Annotated in this window: 17 protein-coding genes; all 17 read right to left on the reverse strand. The window is 59.8% G+C overall.

Translation table 11 applies throughout. From position 1 onward, the window contains the following. Positions 1-55 precede the first annotated feature (55 nt). The 17 genes from PHV01_RS05705 to PHV01_RS05785 all read right to left on the reverse strand — a co-directional run bounded on the left by PHV01_RS05705 (position 56) and on the right by PHV01_RS05785 (position 18,750). Positions 56-1,429, reverse strand: a complete 1,374-nt coding sequence (locus tag PHV01_RS05705; RefSeq protein WP_337290187.1) for an inositol-3-phosphate synthase — start codon at positions 1,427-1,429, stop codon at positions 56-58. Next, positions 1,426-2,595: a CDP-alcohol phosphatidyltransferase family protein gene (locus PHV01_RS05710; protein ID WP_337290188.1), complete on the reverse strand. Its 1,170-nt coding sequence runs from the start codon at positions 2,593-2,595 to the stop codon at positions 1,426-1,428. Before PHV01_RS05710 ends, PHV01_RS05705 begins: the two co-directional genes overlap by 4 nt. Before the next feature lie 49 nt (positions 2,596-2,644). Beyond that, the gene (locus PHV01_RS05715) at positions 2,645-3,697 is read right to left on the reverse strand and encodes a Gfo/Idh/MocA family oxidoreductase (protein ID WP_337290189.1); all 1,053 of its coding nucleotides are present in this window, start codon (positions 3,695-3,697) and stop codon (positions 2,645-2,647) included. Positions 3,698-3,770: 73 nt separating this feature from the next. Then, entirely contained in the window at positions 3,771-5,099 is a 1,329-nt protein-coding gene (locus PHV01_RS05720; RefSeq protein ID WP_337290190.1) for an aspartate aminotransferase family protein, read from the reverse strand. Next, positions 5,096-5,959 (reverse strand): hypothetical protein, encoded by an 864-nt coding sequence (locus tag PHV01_RS05725; protein ID WP_337290191.1) that lies wholly within the window; start codon positions 5,957-5,959, stop codon positions 5,096-5,098. Before PHV01_RS05725 ends, PHV01_RS05720 begins: the two co-directional genes overlap by 4 nt. A gap of 96 nt (positions 5,960-6,055) precedes the next feature. Then, positions 6,056-6,805 (reverse strand): NTP transferase domain-containing protein, encoded by a 750-nt coding sequence (locus tag PHV01_RS05730; protein WP_337290192.1) that lies wholly within the window; start codon positions 6,803-6,805, stop codon positions 6,056-6,058. Beyond that, complete coding sequence (locus PHV01_RS05735; RefSeq protein WP_337290193.1) at positions 6,802-7,524, reverse strand: HAD family hydrolase; 723 nt, start codon at positions 7,522-7,524, stop codon at positions 6,802-6,804. Before PHV01_RS05735 ends, PHV01_RS05730 begins: the two co-directional genes overlap by 4 nt. Continuing rightward, on the reverse strand, positions 7,524-8,543 hold the full coding sequence (locus PHV01_RS05740; protein ID WP_337290194.1) for a lysylphosphatidylglycerol synthase transmembrane domain-containing protein: 1,020 nt from the start codon (positions 8,541-8,543) through the stop codon (positions 7,524-7,526). The genes PHV01_RS05735 and PHV01_RS05740 overlap by 1 nt, the downstream gene beginning before the upstream one ends. A 50-nt stretch (positions 8,544-8,593) precedes the next feature. Next, a complete protein-coding gene (locus PHV01_RS05745; protein ID WP_337290195.1) occupies positions 8,594-10,147 on the reverse strand; it encodes a TldD/PmbA family protein in 1,554 nt (517 codons plus the stop codon). A gap of 16 nt (positions 10,148-10,163) precedes the next feature. Beyond that, the gene (locus tag PHV01_RS05750; RefSeq protein ID WP_337290196.1) at positions 10,164-11,738 is read right to left on the reverse strand and encodes a TldD/PmbA family protein; all 1,575 of its coding nucleotides are present in this window, start codon (positions 11,736-11,738) and stop codon (positions 10,164-10,166) included. 134 nt (positions 11,739-11,872) lie between these two features. Then, positions 11,873-12,433: an RNA 2',3'-cyclic phosphodiesterase gene (gene thpR, locus PHV01_RS05755; protein WP_337290197.1), complete on the reverse strand. Its 561-nt coding sequence runs from the start codon at positions 12,431-12,433 to the stop codon at positions 11,873-11,875. A 16-nt stretch (positions 12,434-12,449) separates the two neighbouring features. Next, on the reverse strand, positions 12,450-13,724 hold the full coding sequence (locus tag PHV01_RS05760; protein ID WP_337290198.1) for a competence/damage-inducible protein A: 1,275 nt from the start codon (positions 13,722-13,724) through the stop codon (positions 12,450-12,452). A 28-nt stretch (positions 13,725-13,752) separates the two neighbouring features. Further along, positions 13,753-14,967: a sensor domain-containing diguanylate cyclase gene (locus tag PHV01_RS05765; protein WP_337290199.1), complete on the reverse strand. Its 1,215-nt coding sequence runs from the start codon at positions 14,965-14,967 to the stop codon at positions 13,753-13,755. A 94-nt stretch (positions 14,968-15,061) separates the two neighbouring features. Next, a complete protein-coding gene (locus tag PHV01_RS05770; RefSeq protein ID WP_337290200.1) occupies positions 15,062-15,553 on the reverse strand; it encodes a YajQ family cyclic di-GMP-binding protein in 492 nt (163 codons plus the stop codon). An 18-nt stretch (positions 15,554-15,571) separates the two neighbouring features. Next, positions 15,572-16,288, reverse strand: coding sequence for an outer membrane lipoprotein chaperone LolA (lolA, locus tag PHV01_RS05775; RefSeq protein WP_337290201.1), 717 nt, complete (start codon positions 16,286-16,288; stop codon positions 15,572-15,574). Positions 16,289-16,315: 27 nt separating this feature from the next. Next, positions 16,316-16,468 carry a hypothetical protein gene (locus tag PHV01_RS05780; RefSeq protein ID WP_337290202.1) on the reverse strand — a complete coding sequence of 51 codons (153 nt, stop codon included), beginning with the start codon at positions 16,466-16,468 and terminating at the stop codon, positions 16,316-16,318. Between the two features lie 17 nt (positions 16,469-16,485). Continuing rightward, complete coding sequence (locus PHV01_RS05785) at positions 16,486-18,750, reverse strand: DNA translocase FtsK 4TM domain-containing protein (RefSeq protein ID WP_337290203.1); 2,265 nt, start codon at positions 18,748-18,750, stop codon at positions 16,486-16,488. Positions 18,751-18,763 lie beyond the last annotated feature (13 nt).

An 18,763-nucleotide genomic window follows, 5' to 3' on the forward strand; every position in this document is an offset into this window, starting at 1 on the left:
GGTGAGTCATGTCGAACCACTCAGGGCAGGCCCTTCGACACAGCTCAGGGCAGGCTTACGCCCCGCCCATGCCGGCTCGATAGGCATCCCCGGATTCGTAATAATCAAGCCCGGAGTGGTCAAGCACCTCTTCCCCAACCAGGATGCGCAAGGTGTTTGTCAGCTTCAGATGCTGGATGAACAGGTCGTGTTCCGGCTTCAGGTCCGCTCGGGCCATCGGGGACTTGAAGTAGAACGAAAGCCACTCCTGAATGCCCGACAATCCGGCCCGTTGGGCCAGGTCCAGAAACAGCGTGAGGTCGAGCGCCACCGGCGCTGCCAGGATGGAATCCCGACAGAGAAAATTAATCTTGATCTGCATCGGCTGACCGACCCAGCCGAAAATGTCGATGTTATCCCACCCCTCCTTGGCATCGCCCCGTGGCGGATAATACTCAATTCGGACCTTATGGAAGACCTGGCCATACAGCTCCGGGTAGAGCTCCGGCTGCAGGATCGCGCCCAGGACCGAGCCCTTACTGACCTCTTTCGTTCTGAACGATCCCTGATCATCCAACACTTCGCCATCCCGGTTGCCCAGGATGTTGGTGGAAAACCAGCCGGTCACCCCCAGCATCTTGGCCTTCAGTCCTGGCGCGACGACGGTCTTCAGAAAGGTCTGGCCGGTCTTAAAGTCCTTCCCGGCGATCGGAACGCGCTTTTTGCTGGCGTACTCTACCAACGCCGGGATATCCACAGCAAGATTGGGTGAGCCATTCGCAAAGGGCACGCCGGCCGAGATAGCAGCATAGGCATAGATCATACACGGGGAGATTTCCGGGGCGTTCGCCTTCAGACCGGCCTCAAAGGCCTCGATCGTCTCATGTACGGGAGCCGGCTGTGTGAAGACCTCCGTTGATCCACACCAGATCATCACGGCCCGCGCGACCCCCTCCTTCCGGCGGAATGCCTCGATGTCCTCAATCAGCATGTCCGCCAGGTGCTTCTTGCTCGGGCCGGATTTGAGGTGCGGTCCAGACAACCTCCGGACATAGGCCTGCTCAAAGACCGCCGGCCACGGCCTGACAGATTCCAATTGGCCTTTGACCTGGTCCAGCAACTCCCTGGGTAGAACCCCGGCATGGCACGCGGTCTGATAGGCGTTCTCGGGGAAGATGTCCCAGCCACCGAAGACCAGATCGTTGAGATCGGCAAGTGGGACCACCTCCTTGATCAGGGCGAACCGGGGGTGAGTCCGCTTGCCCAGGCGCATCCGCTGCATCTGCGTAAGAGAACCGTGCGGTTGGGCAAGCCCTTTATTGATCAGATGGACGCCTGCGATCAGGGTCGTGGCCACCGCCCCCAACCCCGGGAGCAGCACCCCGAACGGACCGGTGGCCGGCTTGATCGTCCTGGTCAGTTCCGGATAAAAAGAACTCTTGTCGCTCATGCTGTTACCCTTTCCCTGTGTGAGGTCCACAGTAATACGAAGAAAAAGATCGGCGCGCCGAAGGCGGCCAGAACCAAAAACCATTGAGCCTTCCCGAAGGCTGAGAGAATAACAACGAGATAGATGAAATCCCGCCTTGTGAGGGAATCGGCAAGGGCAGTAAGGCGAGATGGGGCCTCGGAGGTGGTGATGGAGGTAAACAGCGGCCCCTCGGCGGTCTTATTCCGCATGGTCTGTCGGTAGACAAAACCGGCCGACAGGAGGGTTCCGATCACCGCGGAGGTCGCGAAGGCCAAAGGGAAGGGAGCCTTAATAGCCATCTGCCATCCCAGACCGATACACATAAAGACCGCCGAGTGTACAACATTATCCCCCCAAAAGTCCAGGATGCCGCCCAAACGGGATTCCAGATACTTGAGCCTGGCGATCTCTCCATCGCAGCCGTCCAGGATCGAATGCAGGAGAAACAGGAGCGCGCCAGTCAGTTGATACGCGGGCGTGAACGAGAGAAAGAATAGGGCCCCCAGTAGACCTATCGCCACGCTCACGGCCGTCATCTGGTTCGGGGTGATGTCCGTGCGCACGAGGCGCCGGGTGACCGCCAGTGAGATCTTCCGCTCGAAATGCCTCGACATGAAACCTTCCGTGTCCTTGATCAGGCCCCGCAGAAGCCACCACTCGGCGTGACGAAGGTCCGCCTGATTCGAGATCCGGACCCAGTCCCCCCCACCTATGAGGGTGCCCGCTTTTTGGTAGGTCCGCTCCAGTGCGGAGAACAGCGACAGATCATCGTGAGCGCGCCCAACCATCGACAGAAAGGCAGGGGGATCAGCCGTCTCAACGACAGCGATTCCGTCTGTGGGGATATGCATCGTCTCAGCGCGTAACGGCATCCCGGTCAGATGCGTGAGCAGCGAAGGGCGTGGGAGGAGGTTCCCGGCAAGCACCAGGATGCGGTTGGAGTACGAATGTTCGGTGAGCTTATCCGGAGAAAGCAGCACCGCCCGCGTTCCTGTCAACAGCCTCGTGAGCCCGGGCCGGCCGGTATCCACTACCAGGATCTCGTGGCAGCCCACGCGGGAGGCGGCCATCACAATGCGGCGAAGCAACGGGATCCCGGCCACAACGGTGTCCGGGGGGATCTCTCCTGAGCCTTTCGTCATCATGATCAGGACCGTGGCTCCCTTCATGACTATCTGAAAAAGCAATCAGTCATCAGCCCTTCAGTTGACCGCTGACGGCTAAATGCTGACCTCCTCCGGTGTGCGATTCCTTGGCGAGGTGCAAAAGCTGCGCGCAGAGTGAAGCCGTGGCAAGGTTCTCTCCATTCCGCTCAGTATCTGAAATCTCCCGCAGAAAATCGTTTCTGACGTGACTGAACCAATCCGGATGGTGGGAGCCCTGCGAGAGCGGCTGCTCGAATGTCCAGCGCTGCTCGCCCCCTTCACTTTGCAGAATCAGGGCGCCGTCCTCTAATCGGATGACTCCACGGGTCCCCTCGATCACGGCGCTGTTGTCCCGTGAAGACGCGGCCCACGTCAGAAAGATATCGGCCACTGCCTCCGGAAAGTTCAACTGAACGGTGGCGGTATCCTCAACGGGCCATTCCGGATGGGCTCGCTTCTCGAGGGAGGCAGCGATCGTTTTCGGGTCGGTACCAAGCCAGCGTAATATGATGTACAGGGCGTGCCACCCATGGTCCAACAGGATGCCGCCCCCTGCCATAGTCGGATCGAGCCGCCAGTTGCCGGGTACTGCCCCCTCAGTGGAGTCCAGGACGAGCCCAACCGCGACCGATGGTTCGCGACGGAGCACCTGCCAGCGTATGTGCCGTACTGTCCCGATCTGCCCCGTTATGATCAGGTCTGTCGCTTTCAGGATGATCGGCGCATACAGCCAGTTATGGACGGTATGCAGGACCCGCCCGCTTTCTGCCTGCGCATGCCTCACCAGTCGCAACTCATCGGGAGAGAGGACGAGGGGCTTCTCGCACAACACATGGAGTCCACGACGAAGGGCCATCAGGGTAAGGGATGCGTGGGTTCCCGGAGGTGTGCAGATATCGAGAAAGTCGAGAGGTTCGGAGGCAAGCAGCGCTTCGACCCCGGTGTACAATCCGGCTCTTGGAAGACGCTGCCGGGCCTCGACAAGCCTGGGCTCAAGGGCATCAGCGGCGGCAACGATCCGGGCGCGCTCGCATCCTTCCCATCCGGGCAGATGCCCATTCACCGCCACATTCCCCAGGCCGATGATGGCGCCTCTCAACATAGCATTGTAGGCTGAAGGCTAAAGACTGAAGGCTTAAAGCACACTACAAGTCTTCAGTCTATCTACCTTCAGCCTATTCCCCTTTGTACCCTGTCTTTTCTAATTCGGCAAAGGCCTCGTCAAGAATGTCGAGGCCTTCTAATGCCTGGTCCTCGGTAATAACCAGCGGCGGGTTGATCCGGATGTTGTAGGAATAGCACATGGCAAGCAATCCCCTTCGGAGGCAGGCCTGAAACAGTCTTTGCGTGATTGGCTTTGACAGCGGTTCCTTGGTCTGTCTATCCTTGACCAGTTCCACCCCCAGCAAGAGCCCTCTGCCCCGTACATCACCTACAAACGGGTATTTCTCCTTCATCGCTTCCAGCCGCTTCAGCATGACCGCGCCGACGCGCTTGGCATTCGCCACAAGCTGATCCTTTCGAATCACCTCGAGGGTAGCCAGCCCCGCTGTTGCGGCGAGCGGATTACCTCCATAGCTTGATGAGCTTCCGCTCGGATTGCCAAAGGGCTTGCTCGCCATCAGTTTTTGCGTCGAGATCACCCCGCTGACCGGGAACCCCCCGCCCATTCCCTTGCCGACTGTCATCACGTCCGGCAGAATCGGCTCGTGGTCGCACCCCCACATCGATCCTGTGCGTCCGAAGCCTGTGAGCATCTCGTCGGCGATCAGCAGGGCGTCGCACTCCTTCGCTATTGCCTGCACCGCGCTCAAGAATCCCTGGGGCGGAATCACATTCCCTGCGGTCCCCTGGATCGGTTCCACGATGATCGCGGCGATCTCGCCCTGCGTCTGATACCGGATCACCTGACGCAAGGAATCCGCACAGGCAATACCGCAGTCGGGATAACGGAGCTTCAAAGGACAGCGATAACAGTTCGCGTATGGGGCGCTGTAGAGGCCAGGCATGAAAGGTCCCAACTGCTTCTTAAAATCATCCCCCAACAGCCCAAGAACCCCGCCGGTCTTGCCATGGAACCCGCCCCAGAAGCCGACAAACTCGAACCTCTTCGTCGCCGACTTGGCGAGTCTGAAGGCAGCCTCGACCGCCTCCGCCCCACTAGAATACATCTGGATCCGCTTGAGTCCTTTCGGCGTGACCGATGCCAACAACGCTAGGAACCGGGCCCGGTTCTCGGTGACGAAGCTGCCGAACGTCAGCCGCTCAATCTGGGCCTGCATCGCCTCGACGTAGTGCGGATGCGTATGTCCGATGCTCCCCACACCGATCCCGGCCATGAAATCGAGGTACCGGTTGCCGTCCTCATCGATCAGTGTGCACCCTTGACCGCCGGCCATCGCCAGCCCGGAATACAACGCGATCGACTGCAAGCCCGGCGCCATGTGGCGCGCCTCACGGGCGAAGATCGCCTTCGACCGTTTTCCAGGAATGTTTCGTTTCATGGAAGCGCCTCCTGTGTGAGGCGATGCAGCAGCCATCCGGCAATCTGGGCAGCAGCCTCCTCGCGAAATAACGCAAACGAAGGCCAGGCATTAAGATCGATGAGGATGATCTCCCCGTGAGAAGTGACGATGGCATCGCCTCCGTACACCTCAAGGCCGAGGGCGGAAGCCGCCCGCTGGGTGAGGGTCTGTAACGTCTCCTCAGAAAAGGGATACCGAGCCAGATCCTGATCCCGGTGATAGAACCACCTGAACCACGCATCTTTTCGGTTGCCTGCGAGTGGCTTCCCTATCCCGTAGAATTTAAGCAAATCCCCAGGAATGTGCTGCTGCAGCACCACGCGGGGGATTCCCCTGTCGTGGAGGGCTGCCAGAGTCTTCCGGAGATCCTCCGGAGATGGTGTGCGCTCGACATCCCCGGATTGGGTATTGTGAACGTCGGCTCGCTTGACCCAGATTGGGAAAGGGCCTGTCGGAAGCTGTGACGCAGGACGACCATGATCGGACGAGTTGCTCGAGATGATCTGGCTCCTGGGGATTGGAATCGCTGAGGCCGCAAGAAGCGGGATCATTCGATCCCGATAGGTGTTCATCACAGCCTGCGGAGAATTGACATGCGGGATGCCTTGCATCTCCATCGGTTCAAGCAAGCCGAGGGCTTCGATCCGCTCGCACATCAAAAACACGAGCGACGGCCAGGGGGTATCGGCCACAGAAAGCTCCTCCGGCGTCTTGAGCTGTACCTGGTAGCCGGCCGCTTCGACATGTTTGGCTACGAGCCTCAGGATCTCAGTATCATCAAACTCCCGGCCCGGCGAGTGCTGCTGCTCACGATAAATTCCCCACAGGTGTGGCATCATCAGGAACTGCCTCCGCTTTTAAAGCAGGGTTTGGGGGGTAGGGGTTGGGGTTTCGGGAAAAGCCGGTAATTGTGCGTAATCCCCATACCCCATACCCTAAACCCTATACCCTGTCTTTTCATGTTCTTGTACAAGGGTTTCGGCCAGGTGAAGATCCTCTGCACGATCGACGTCAATGACCTGGTCAATGCCTACCCCATAGATCGGAACCCTGCGGTCAACCATCCAGAATAGGAAGTCGCGAAGCCGGTCGAGTGTAGATGGGTGAGGGGCTTGGGCAAAGATTGAGCCAGATACAAGGTAGAGTCCAGCGGTCACGACGTCACCCGAATCGCCCCCTATTCCCGTCACCCGCCCTGACGGATCGAGGGTCACCCAGAGCGGCTTCTCGTCGGCTACGAACGGCGTCACGGCCAAGACGACGGAAGCCTGACGGCAACGCCGGGCCTCATCGACGAACCGGCGAAACGCCGGTTCCGGGCAGATCCAGTCCACGGTAGACATGAGGGTGAGGCCCGGACCCGATCGCCCACCGATTTCCCAGAAGCTTTCGTACGATGAGCGTGTGGTTTTTACGATGCATCGGATGTCGAGGTCCGGAAAACGCTCCCGGATGAACGTGGCACACTCCCGGTTGTCCTCGTTGAAGATGATCCGTAGCTGTGTGATGCCGACCTTTACAAAATTGTTCACCACCCGCTCGATCAGCGGGACGCCTGCAACCGGCACCATCGGCTTCGGTATCCCCAAGCCGTCCCGTTTCAACCGGGAACCTTCCCCGGCCGCAATAATACCTCCCGTCAGGGCCTGTCCTGAGCCGGGTCGAAGGGTTGTGGGCGCACTCACAGGAGCGCCTCCCGAAGATCTGTCAAGGACCTTATCGTGGGGTCATCCGGGCAACAGGGCGCGAGAGGGCCGGAGTGGTCTGAAACCAGCCAGATATGGGGCATCCCGAGACGCTTTGCCCCCTCCATGTCACGAGGCAATGAGTCTCCGACGAATACCGCCTCTCGTGGGTCGAGTTGCAACTGCGTCAGCGCGATCTGAAAGATCCGGGGGTCCGGCTTGATGAACCCGACGCACGCCGAATCAACCAACACACTCATGAGCGGGGCAAGTCCACTCTCGAGGCAAACGCGTTCGAGGTTGCCATAGAAGTTCGAGATGATGCCGAGCCGGAATCGTGCTGACAACTCTTGCAGGATCGCAAGGTTAGAACGAATCTTGTCTAATGAGTCCTGGAGAAACCGGTCACACAGACGCGACGCCAACCCTGAATCGGCCACATCCAGCGCTTCCAGTACACCCGTGATCTGGAGCAGGAGGCTCTCTCTGAACGAGCAGCTCGAGAGCCTCCTGGCCACCAGCGCATCATCGCCGACATAATAAGCTCGCTCGTATCGATCCCAGTCTACCTCTACGTGCTCGGCCAGATAGAGTGGATAGAATCTGTCTTTCCAGGTGATCCCATCGGCATCAAGGGTTCCCCCAAAATCGAAGAGAACAGCTTTCGGAGGCTCTACGCACCTCCAGCTTGAGGCGATCGTCTGTGACTCTGCAGCCATCAACCGGTAACCTCCCCGGGCGCTCCGACGATTCCCGTCTTCATCGCGAGCAGGATGAGCAGACCGGGGATTGCCCACGTAACCTCTCTCCCGCGGCGAATAATACTGTACACGGCGCCTTGCGCGGCGGGCAGGCCTAACACTGAAAAGACGGCAACCCGCACCGTTTCAGCACTCCCGACCCGCCCCGGGATAAAGAAGATAATGCTGTTCAGCGCCATCGCCAGGCTCTCCACGGCTATCGCCGTCCCGAGGCTCGGATTCGTTGAAAGCCACTGGAGTACAAGGTAGGTCTCGAGCAGGCCCCCACACCATCCAAGCAGACACCAAAACGTCGCCCAGTAGAACACCGACATACGTGTCTTGTAGAAAAGGGCAAGCCATCGATCCAGCGATGCCGTGGCGTGCCATTGGGGGTCGATATGCTCCGGCTTGATCCCGATCTTCATCAACCCACGCAGCAGGGTCCCGAAGGCTCGCCTCTTCAGTGCCCAGAAGGCGATGATGACGACGGCTCCCATCCCCCCTGCAAGCCCAAGCGCGGCAGCCCGTATTCCCGCAGGCAACGCGAACTGCGCTACAGCAATGCTCAAACCCAGGCTGAGAAATACAACCTGCGCCACGATTTCCGCATGCTTGTGAACCATGATCGAGGTCACCGACCGGCTGAACCCAACCGACCTGCTCAGCAGGTGCGCTTTCACAGGCTCTCCCGTCAGGTTTGCGGGCGGGACAAAATAGTTGATGGAATCTCCGACCAGGTAGACGCCAAACATTCGCCAATATCCGATCTGTCTAGCCCTGGAGCCGATCAGGACCCACCACCCGGCCATGAAGGCCATTTGCGCAAAAAGGTAGAGAACGACCAGCAGAAAGAACCCTTTCCCGATTAACCCGATGTTCGTTCGTATCGCCGGCCACCCGATCCTCCCGCAAAGCCAGACTATCCCTGCAAGTCCGGCAAGGATGAGCAGGGGTTGCAGAATAGACTTGGACAGTTGCAGGCTTCTTTTCAACACTCAAGAACGCCATATATGTCGCATCACATCACGGCAGGCCACGATACGACTTAGAGTTGTTCCATGAAGGAGGCAATCTCATCAAGCTTGACGCCCCGAACGGCGATCTCTGGTGTATAGACAACCTCGTCTGCCGCCCAGACTAAGGTTCCCTTGACCTCCTTGCCAACCGCCAATATGTTGGAGAGGATCGCGTGGATATTGTCGTTGATCCGCACCGTATTCGGTTTCAGCGGCGCCGCGATCCGTCCGTCCTTGATGATGTATGAGTCGCCGACCACCGTGCAGGTGAAGTCTCCCGCCCGCAGCCCATTGATGGGATACGTATACCAGATTCGGCCGATCAACAGGCCGTCTTTTACGGTGGCGATCAGCTCATCGAGACCCTGGTCTCCACCCTGCACGACAGCATTGGTGGAGGCAATGCCGGCCTGGACGCCGAACTGTCGGCCGCCACCGGCCCAGAACCGGAAACCGTTCCGTGGCACGATCGCGCTGCCGTGCTGGTTCGGATCCACCCCCAGCTTCTCTGCGCCCCTGGGATCTTTCAGAATCCGCTGCCCCTCATAATAGTTGGTGAGCAGTCCCACCAATTTCCCACGCTGGATCAGGCGTGTTTTCCCGGTCGGCAGTCCCTCGCAGGTAATCCCCTTGCTCCCCATCAACCCGCGCTGCGCACCGTGATCGTAAAGCGTCAAATGCTTCGACGCAACTCGCTTCCCAAGTCGTCCCATGAACGGCGAACTGTCGCTGTAGAAGTTGCTGAGACTGAGAGAAGGCAGGATCAGATTGTTCAGGAGGTCGGCCACGGGCTGACGTCCGAAGATGACGGTATACTCCCCACTCTTAATCCGCTCCCCGCCAATCGCCGCGAGGGCGTTCTGTGCGGCTTCCACACCGGCGTCATCAGTGAACTGATCCAGGCGGGTGCCGGCGGAGCAGCCGCTGCCTTTGGAGGCCTTGGCCTCGACCATTGCGGTGACGAAGGCCATAATCAACGTCGATTCGTCGGTCTGGACCTCGGGCATGGCCGTCGAGGCGATGGCGATCCGCTCCTGCTGGATGGTCACATCGCCACCGACGATGAGGCCTAATGCTTTGATCTGCTCTTTGCCGCCCGCCAACTCGGCAAGCCTGGGGGAGGCTGCAAAGGTTTTCAGTCCCCCCTGCAACACTCTCCAGCCGACCTCGACCAGCTCCTCGTCTCGAATCTTCATCAGTCTAGGGTCGTGGTAGCGGCGGAGCCTTCGCCGCTCACCTGTGGCTCTCGGCAGCGACGAGAATTCGGGGTCGATGACGGCGCCGCGCCTGGCCTTCTCGAGGGCTCTTTTGACCCCATCGAGACTTAGGTCGCTCGGTTCACTGCCGAACCCGATCGTGGTGCCGGCCTCTGTCTTGAAGGCCGCCGAAATTCCAAGGCCGTACGATTCGCTCGATTTCGGCTCCTCGACGCCATTACAGGGGATGTGCGAGGTGTAGTTCAGCCGGGCCAAGAGGTTGCCGTTGCTCGATGCGAACACCTCGGCCTCGGCCACCTGCTCGGCCGACTTTAGATACGCCAAGGCCTGTTCGACAGCCTTTGTAAGTTCAGCGGTTGAGATCATCGGTACGCCTCCGAAGTTACTTGGTGACGCCGGTGAGAAGGGCGCGGCTGCGCATGGTGGGACCCCCATTGCCCAGCCGCTTGGTCTGCATCGGCTGGCCCTTGCCGCAATTGGGGATCGGGTAGAGGCGGAAGTCCTTCCCCACTGCATCCACATTCATCAGATAGTCCTTGGTATCGGCCATGATCCCGCCGTTACAAAACAGCTCTCCGATCTGCCCCTGCTTGATCTCGTAGACCTTCATTGCGGAGATCTGGAAGTTCTCACGCGATTCAGAGATCGAGGGAGTCCGGTGCCCCACGAGGTAGTAGCCGTGGGGGATCTCCCGGATGATCTCCTGAGGGTCCCGTTCGCCAGGACCGAACACCGTATTCGACATCCTGATCAAAGGAACCAGCGAGGCATCAGCGGCCTTGTATGACCCGTTCGGGGGGATACCTAAGATGGCGGCGGTCTGGCGGCTGTTCATGAAACCGGTGAAGATCCCATGGTCGATGTGCATCACCCTTCTCCCTGGTGTGCCTTCATGGTCATACCGATAATGGCCGTACCCGGGAAGAGAGGGATCGGAGAAGGCTGAGACGAGGGAGGAAGCGATCGGTTTACCCAGTTGATGCTCCTGGAGGTTCCGGAAGAGCCAGCTTCGGCCGGCGTAAGAGGTCTCCATCTTCAATGCGCGGTCCAGCTCGGTCGGATGGCCGACAATCTCGTGAACCTTTAAGGTGTTGTAGTGAGGATCGGTGACGACCACTACCTCGCGGTCAGTGGGCTTGAGCGGCCTGGCATGACACAGGCTCACCGCGTCTTTCGCGAGGCCGGTACAGAAGGCCCGGAAGTCCGGGAACTGAATGTACTCCTCTTGTACGCCTCGGGTTAAGACCTCCCAGCCACGCTGATGGCCCATGTAATCGTACAGCTCCTGCGTACCCGATTTGCCGTGGGCGACAATGAAACAGGTGCCCTGAGTCAGGGCGAAGCACTGGTCGATGTTGGCCCCCTCAGAGCTGCAGAACAGTTCCCGGCTCAACAGGGTGAAGGCCGAGATGAACGTATACTTGACATGAGGGTCGAGCGCAAGCGCACTCCTGGAGATCTCGGTCGTCAGCGTCGTGATCTCGTCCAGGGGGACGGAGCGGGGATCGACCTCGAAGCGAGCAGGAACGGTATCCTGATGGATGTCGATGGGCGCAAGGGTTGTGCTGATCAGGGCATCGCCCAGGGAGCCGAACGCCTCCCGTGTCGCGCTCTTGCGCAGGGCGTTGGCCAAGGCCCGATGATGCGCGTGGCGGAGCCCGTCCTTGATGATCTGCGCCAGCCGATCCAGGTCAGCTGTTCCGAGCGATTGCCCGAAATAGCCCGGCGCGACCATCCCGTCACCGGACAGGGCGCGGATACCAACCGCAAAGGCATAGTCCCTGGTGCTATGTTTACTCCCGCCATTCTCTGCCGCAGCCGATTGTCCTTCATCGACCTGCACGCGAATGTCGGCGTAGCGGCAGCCGCGAAGACTCTTCCGGTAGCGTGTGGCAAGATCGAAGATCATCGGTTTGATCTGATCGATGATCTGTACTGTCATCGATTGTGACGGCATCGCCGTGTCTTCCTCTCAATTCCTATCAATGGTTGAGATCTTTTCAAGAACACAAAGCCAGAACCGAAATTATACTCCATTAGGGTGAGAACTGGAAAGCACTTTTGCACGGGACTGCGCTACTGTAAGGTATCTCAGCCGAGCGGAAAGCTTTGCAGGATGGAGTAGCGTGCGCCCCCAACACTCAGGTCGCTCTTCATCAACTCGATCCGGTCAAGCACCATCTCGCCCAGCGCCTCGACAGGCGCCAAGGTGAGGGCACGCGCTAACTGCTCTCGATGGGCAGGGCTCCGCACCCGACCCAGCGTGAGATGCGCGGTGAACGGCCGCATCTCCCGTGCAAATCCAAGCGGCTCGAGCCCCGTCTCGACCCTCGACTGAAGCGCTGTCAGCGCCTGCGCGCCATGGGAGACGCCGACCCAGACGATCCGGGCCGCGCGGGGACGGGGAAAGGCACCGAGACCCTCAAAGACCAGGCGAATCGGACCACACCCGGCAGCCGCTGCAGCGACCACCTCTCCGATGGCGCCAAGGCGACCCTCCTCGACCTGTCCAAGGAATTTGAGGGTAAGATGGAGGTTCTCCGGCCGCACCCACCCGACGTCGGCGCGGGTAGTCTTGAGCTGATCCTGCACCCTGGCCAGGGCTGTTTTGAGATCGGAATCCAGGTTGGCGGCAACAAAGACGCGAATCATCGAGCCGGGTTGGGAATCAGGCCGGTCCGGCATGTCGATGCGAGAGCAGGTATCGACGAAGGACGTCGAGGGCCTCCTGGGAGGCGAGCAGTTTATTGGTCTCACGATCCCCCGGGAACCGGTACTCACGGCAGGTGACGCTGTCGTGTGAGGCAATTGCAATATAGGTCAGGCCGACCGGTTTCGTGGCGGCGCCCCCGCCCGGCCCAGCGATGCCGGTGATACCCAGCGCCAGATCCGTTTCGGCCGTCCGCCGCATCCCCGCAGCCATCGCCAAGGCAACGGGTCGGCTGACAGCGCCATGCGCTTCGATCAGCTCGCGGGGGACCCCGAGTAGACGTTCTTTGGCGTAGTTGCTGTAGACCACCTCGCCGCGAATAAAATAGGCGGAACTTCCCGGGAGATTCGTCAGCCGGTGACACAGCAATCCTCCGGTGCACGACTCGGCGACGGCAACGGTCTGCTTCGTCTCGAGCAGCAGCCGCCCCACCACCTCCTCGAGTCGCTCCGCATCCCGTCCGAAGAACAGCTCGCCCAACCGCTCACGAATCCGAGCCTCAAGATCGTCGAGCAGTCGGTCGCCCTCCGTCTCCGACTCGGTTTTCACGGTCAGCCGAATATGGATCTCACCCGGGTAGGCCAGCAACCCGATCATCGGGTTTCGTGAATGGCGAATGAGGTCGCCGATCATCTCATCGAGTGCCGATTCGGTGATCCCGCACGCTTTGAGCGTACGCGAGCGAATCCTCAACTTCACGTCGAACGCCTCGCGAAGACGTGGGATCACCTGCTCCTTCAGCATCGCCCGCATCTCCGATGGGACTCCCGGCATCACCATCACCATCTTTTCATCCCCAAGGCGGATGGCGAGACCTGGGGCGGTCCCGTGAGGGTTGGGCAGCACGGTGGCGCCTTCCGGAATCATGGCTTGCCGCTCGTTATTCCTGGGCATGACGAGGGCCCGCTTGGCAAATCGGCGGCGGATCGAATCCAAGACCGTCTGATCGAGGTGAAGCGTCCGACGCAGTTCAGCAGCAATGGCCCGACAGGTCAGATCGTCCTCCGTGGGACCAAGGCCCCCCGTCGCAATTACAATCTCGGATCGTGCGAGCGCTGTACGAAGCGCCTCCCTGATTCTGGTCTCATTATCCCCGACAGTACTCTTCCAATTGACCTCAATCCCCGCCGCTGCAAGCGCTTCGCCGATGTAGACCGAATTGGTATCGATGGTCTGACCCATGAGCAACTCGGTCCCAATCGTGAGGATCTCAGCCCGCGCCTCCTTCTTCACAGCAGGACCCTCCCGACGATTGAACAACTCAGGCAATGGAGGTCTGATTGCCGCCGGCCCCCTTGGAACGGTACAGAGCCTGATCCGCCGCCCGGACCAGATCTTCGACCTGGCGCATGTCGGGTCCGAGGCAGGCAACACCGAGGCTCGCAGTGAGCCTCTCGCCACCGGACGCCCCCTGTTCATCCAAGGGGTCGCGTTCTATCGCAAAGCGGATCCGTTCCGCCTGCACCCAGGCCTGTCGCAGATCGGTCTCCGGAAGAATGAAGCCGAATTCGTCCCCCCCGTATCGCGCGACAATGTCAACGCCTCTCGTATTGCTTCTTAACCGGCCGGCAATGAGGCGAAGGGCCTTATCGCCGGCCAGGTGACCGTGGAGGTCGTTATACCGCTTGAAGAGATCGATATCCAGCATGATCAGCGCGAGCGGGTGACCGTAGCGTTGGGTTCGCTTAAACTCGTGATCGAGTTGGTGATAAAAGTGGCGATGGTTAAAGAGGCCCGTCAACTCATCGGTTATTGCCAACCTGTTAATCTCCTGAAACAGGCGTCCTTGTTCAATCGCGATGGCCAACTGCTCACTCAACGGCAGCAGGAGATCGATTTCCCGCTCCCCATAACAGTGAGGCGTCATACTGTCCAGGCAGAGACCGCCGATGGTTTCCCCTTTCGCGATGAGCGGCAGGCGAATGCAGGATCGGATCCCCCCTGTGAGCAGTGTCTCATCCTCCAGGAATTGCTTCGATTCCGCCAGATCCTGCTCGGCATGGGGACGCTGCCGGGACATGACCCACTCGATGCCGGTCCCTTCTTCCTGGGCATAGACGCCTTCAGGCCATCCGCTGGCAGGCTGGTCTGGCGCCAACCGGAGCACCCTCCACCCGCGACCCGCATCATTCTGCAGTACGAGGGCCATCCGATCGTAATGAACGAGGCATCCCACCTCTTTGGCGAAGGTCTGATAGACCTCATTGAGATCGAATGATGCGCCGATGACACTGGTCAACCGATGAACCGCCGCCAGCCGATCAGCCCGTTGCTGCAGCGCAACGTATAATCCGGCATCCAGGACCACCAGCTTAGTATGGCCAACAGCAAGGGCATCCAGCGCCTCCTGCTTGGATGAGACTTGCAGAACGGAGCATCCTTGACGCGTGAGCAGCTCATGAAGTCGGGGAATCAGACCGATACCGTCCCCGACAATCAGGACCGTCTCGCTTTCATCTTCACGATGTTCGGACATGCTATGACTCAAGGCCGGAAGGATCTCTTCACGTGATGAACACTACACGATGTCGTTTGCCTGACCAGGGGAAACCGGGCATCAGGCGTTCGCGTTACCGATAGTTGCCGAACTGCAGATCGATGCCAAGATCGTGCGCTCGAAGCGCTTGCATGACCGCCTGCAGATCGTCTTTACTCTTGGCCGAGACCCGTATCTGGTCGCCTTGAATCTGCGTAGCCACCTTCAGACCAAGTCCCTTGATGACCTTGACGATCTCTTTAGCCTTGTCGACAGAGATCCCCTGCTGCAGCGTTGTCCGCTGCCGAACGGTCCCTTTCGCTGCCGGCTCAGGGGTTTCATAGACAAGAGCCTTCAGCGACACCTTTCGCCGTACCAGCTTCGCTTCCAGCAGATCCACCACAGCCTTGAGCTTGTAGGTATCGTCAGCGTAGAGCAGGAGGCCCTGCTCATCCCGGACGACGCGACAGGCTGTCCCCTTGAAATCGAACCGCTGCTGGATCTCTTTCATGGCCTGCTGGACGGCGTTGTCTACCTCCTGCAGATCAACCGTTGAGCTGATATCGAAGGACGCTTCGTTAGACACGTGCAATCTCCTTTTGGCTTATGGAACGAGAGGCTTTAAAGGGGCCACAATATCCGTCCCTGGCGGGGGCGAGAATTGAAACAGCTCGTCTTTTAGACCGCTGTTGACCTTCTGTTTGGAGAGCTCGATCTCCGTGGTGTTGCCGTACAGGTCAAACACCGTCAGTCGTTGAATGAAGAAACTTTCCCGATCTACCCCCAGGATCACCCGCTTGAAGGACAGGCCCTTCCCCTTGGGGGTGAGTTCCAGGAGGGACTCCGGACTGTCCCTGGTCCCCGCATGAACGATAGGCCGAACCTGGAAGTCGCGCCGGAGACTGCTCATCCCGAACAGGATCCCAATGGGACCCGTTGTGAGCGCGCCGCTCATATCTTGCTTCATGGCTTGTCGTTCGGATGGGCTATAGCTCCAGAGGATCTTGCCGTCGATCAGGAACAGCCTCGATTCCGGCTTCTCATACTCCCAGCGCATCCTCCCTGGCCACTTGAGGAAGAGTCGGCCTGAAGCCTCTTGCGTCATCCCGCTCAGTTTATTCGTGGCGCGCTGGAGGAAGATCCCCTGGAGGTCCGAAAATCCCTGGTAGGTCGCCTGGACCTTGTCAGCCAACTCATCGGCGGTGAGCGCGGACACAGGAACGGGTATGGGGTCCGTTGCCGCCTGGGATAAACCGCCCAACACAATGACACCCAGCAGGACCAAAGCCACGCCCGATACCCCGCACCTCGCACTACGCACTTCGCACCTTAGAATCAGGGTTTAGGGTCAGGGATGGAACAGGGTGTGGGCGGAGGTGTGCGACGCGTCGTCGATGGCAGGCGCAGCATGGACAGCGCAGCCTGCCGGCGTCGATTCGAGCCGTACACGGATGTACGGCGAGATTAAGCGGAGTGCGCCGCCGTCCACACCATGAACCATTACGCCTCGCACCGTAGCTATGGATTCCGTTGTTCAATGAGAACCTCTCGCGGCCCGCCCCCTTCAATACGACTCACAATTCGTTCGTGTTCCATCCGCTCGATCATTCGTGCCGCTCGGTTAAACCCGATCCTGAGTCGCCGCTGAATCAGAGAGATCGAGGCCTGACGGGTAGTAACGACAACCTCGACCGCCTGCCGGTACAACTCGTCGTCCTCATCCCCAGCCGATTCCTGCTCCTCCTCGGCCGGCAACAGCGACCACGGAAACTCCTCAGCCTTCCCCTGCGCTTTGAGAAAATCGACGATGCGCTTAATCTCGATATCGGACACGAACGATCCGTGAATCCGGTGCGGCTTTGAGCTCGCAGGCGGAATGAACAGCATGTCGCCATCACCCAACAGTTGCTCGGCGCCATTCATGTCGAGGATTGTCCGGGAATCGACCTTGGAGGAGACCTGGAAGGCGAGTCTCGCCGGGAAATTGGCCTTGATGATCCCGGTTATCACATCAACCGAAGGGCGCTGCGTGGCCACGATCAGATGGATGCCTACCGCCCGAGCCATCTGCGCCAGCCTGGCGATAGCCCGCTCGACGTCGGCAGCGGCGGTCAGCATCAGATCAGCCAGTTCGTCGATGACCACCACCAGGTAGGGGAGCGGTTGAAAGACCTCGCCGCCTCCTTCCCGCCTGGCGATCCGAATGAGCCGGTTGTAGCTGGCAATATTTCTAGCCCCGAGCCTGGCGAACAGTTTATATCGCCCTTCCATGTGGATCACAAGGCGCTGCAGCCGCTTCGCCGCCTCCTTCGGATCGCATACGACACGTTCAGCCAGATGCGGCGTCCCATCAAAGACGGAGAGCTCCACCCGCTTCGGATCGATCAGCAACAGGCGAATGTGCTCTGCGGTGGCCTTGTACAGCAAGCTGACAATCAGGGCATTGAGGCACACGCTTTTGCCCGAACCTGTCGCTCCGGCGATAAGCAGGTGCGGCATCTGGCCCAGGTCGACCACATAGGGCTCGCCGGCGATGTCCTTCCCTAGGGCGAGGGGAAGATGTGCGGCAGATCCTTCGAATGCTTTGGACGCCAGCACCTCGCGCAGGTGCACGACGGCACGACGGCGGTTCGGAATCTCCACGCCGACCACCGCTTTCCCGGGAATCGGCGCCACGACGCGCACGCTCAGCGCCCGCAGGGCCAAGGCCAGATCGTCAGCCAAAGCAACAATCCGGTTGATTTTGATCCCTGGCCCTGGTTCAATCTCGTATCGGGTAATGACAGGTCCGGGCTGTGCCTGCGTCACCCTCCCCTCGACCCCGAAGTCCAGCAGCTTACGCTCGAGGATCTGCGCGTTCGCCTCCCGCTCTTCATCGCAGAGCCCGCTCTCCACCCCTGTCGGCAGATCGAGCAATGAGAGCGGTGGGGTCTGAAAACCCTCTTTTGAAACGACAAAGGGAAAGGAGGGTTGGGGAGGGGGATCGATCGCGGGCGCTTCGGACTCTACCGTAGGCACCACCGGGGAAAGCTCCACCAGAACGGGAAACGATCGGCTCTCGACTCGAGGTTCTTCCTCATCTGGGGGGGTATAGGGGGGTCGGATTCGGCCAGGCAGTTGCGCCTTCGCCGCTCGCCGTTCCCTCACGCGAGTCACTACCCGCTCGATCACACCCCGGCACCCGAATGAAAAGCCTGCCAGCGGCCGACTGCTCAGGCACGCTGCAGCAAGGGCGAGGGTCGTCAATCCTAAGAGCGGCAGGCCTACGCGGCCTACCAGCGGGCTGAAGATCTGGTGCAGCTCTTCGCCAACAAAGCCGCCGGGGCGTTCCCAGATTCGGCCACCAGGCAGCCCCGTCCTGGCAAAGAGCTGAGCCAGTAGTCCGAGACCCGCCAGGAGCAGGACGCACCCGACCAGCTTCCAGATGACAAATGGAGTGGCCTTCGCGCTGAGAAACCTCCAGCCCAACAGGACCAGGAAGAATGGTAAGACCAGCGCGCCGACACCTAACAGTTCCAGAAAATCACCCGCAAGTTCTGCCCCCCACCGCCCCCCATAATTATGCACCTGATGTCCGGGGCCGCCTCCGGAGTTGAAAAACGAGGGGTCGAGGGAATCGTAGGACAGCAGACTTGCCAGGAGGAAGAGCGCGACGGCAATCCCGAGGATGCCCAACGCCTCGTGAGTCTTGGGATGTGTGAGGAACTGAGTCCCAGGCGATCGATCTCCTCCGCGTGACTCCCCTTGGGTCGCCATCGGCTCCGGTATGCCTTCAGTCGCCATCAACCGCCTCCTC

This window comes from Candidatus Methylomirabilis sp. (assembly GCF_028716865.1).
Classification (GTDB): Bacteria; Methylomirabilota; Methylomirabilia; order Methylomirabilales; family Methylomirabilaceae; genus Methylomirabilis.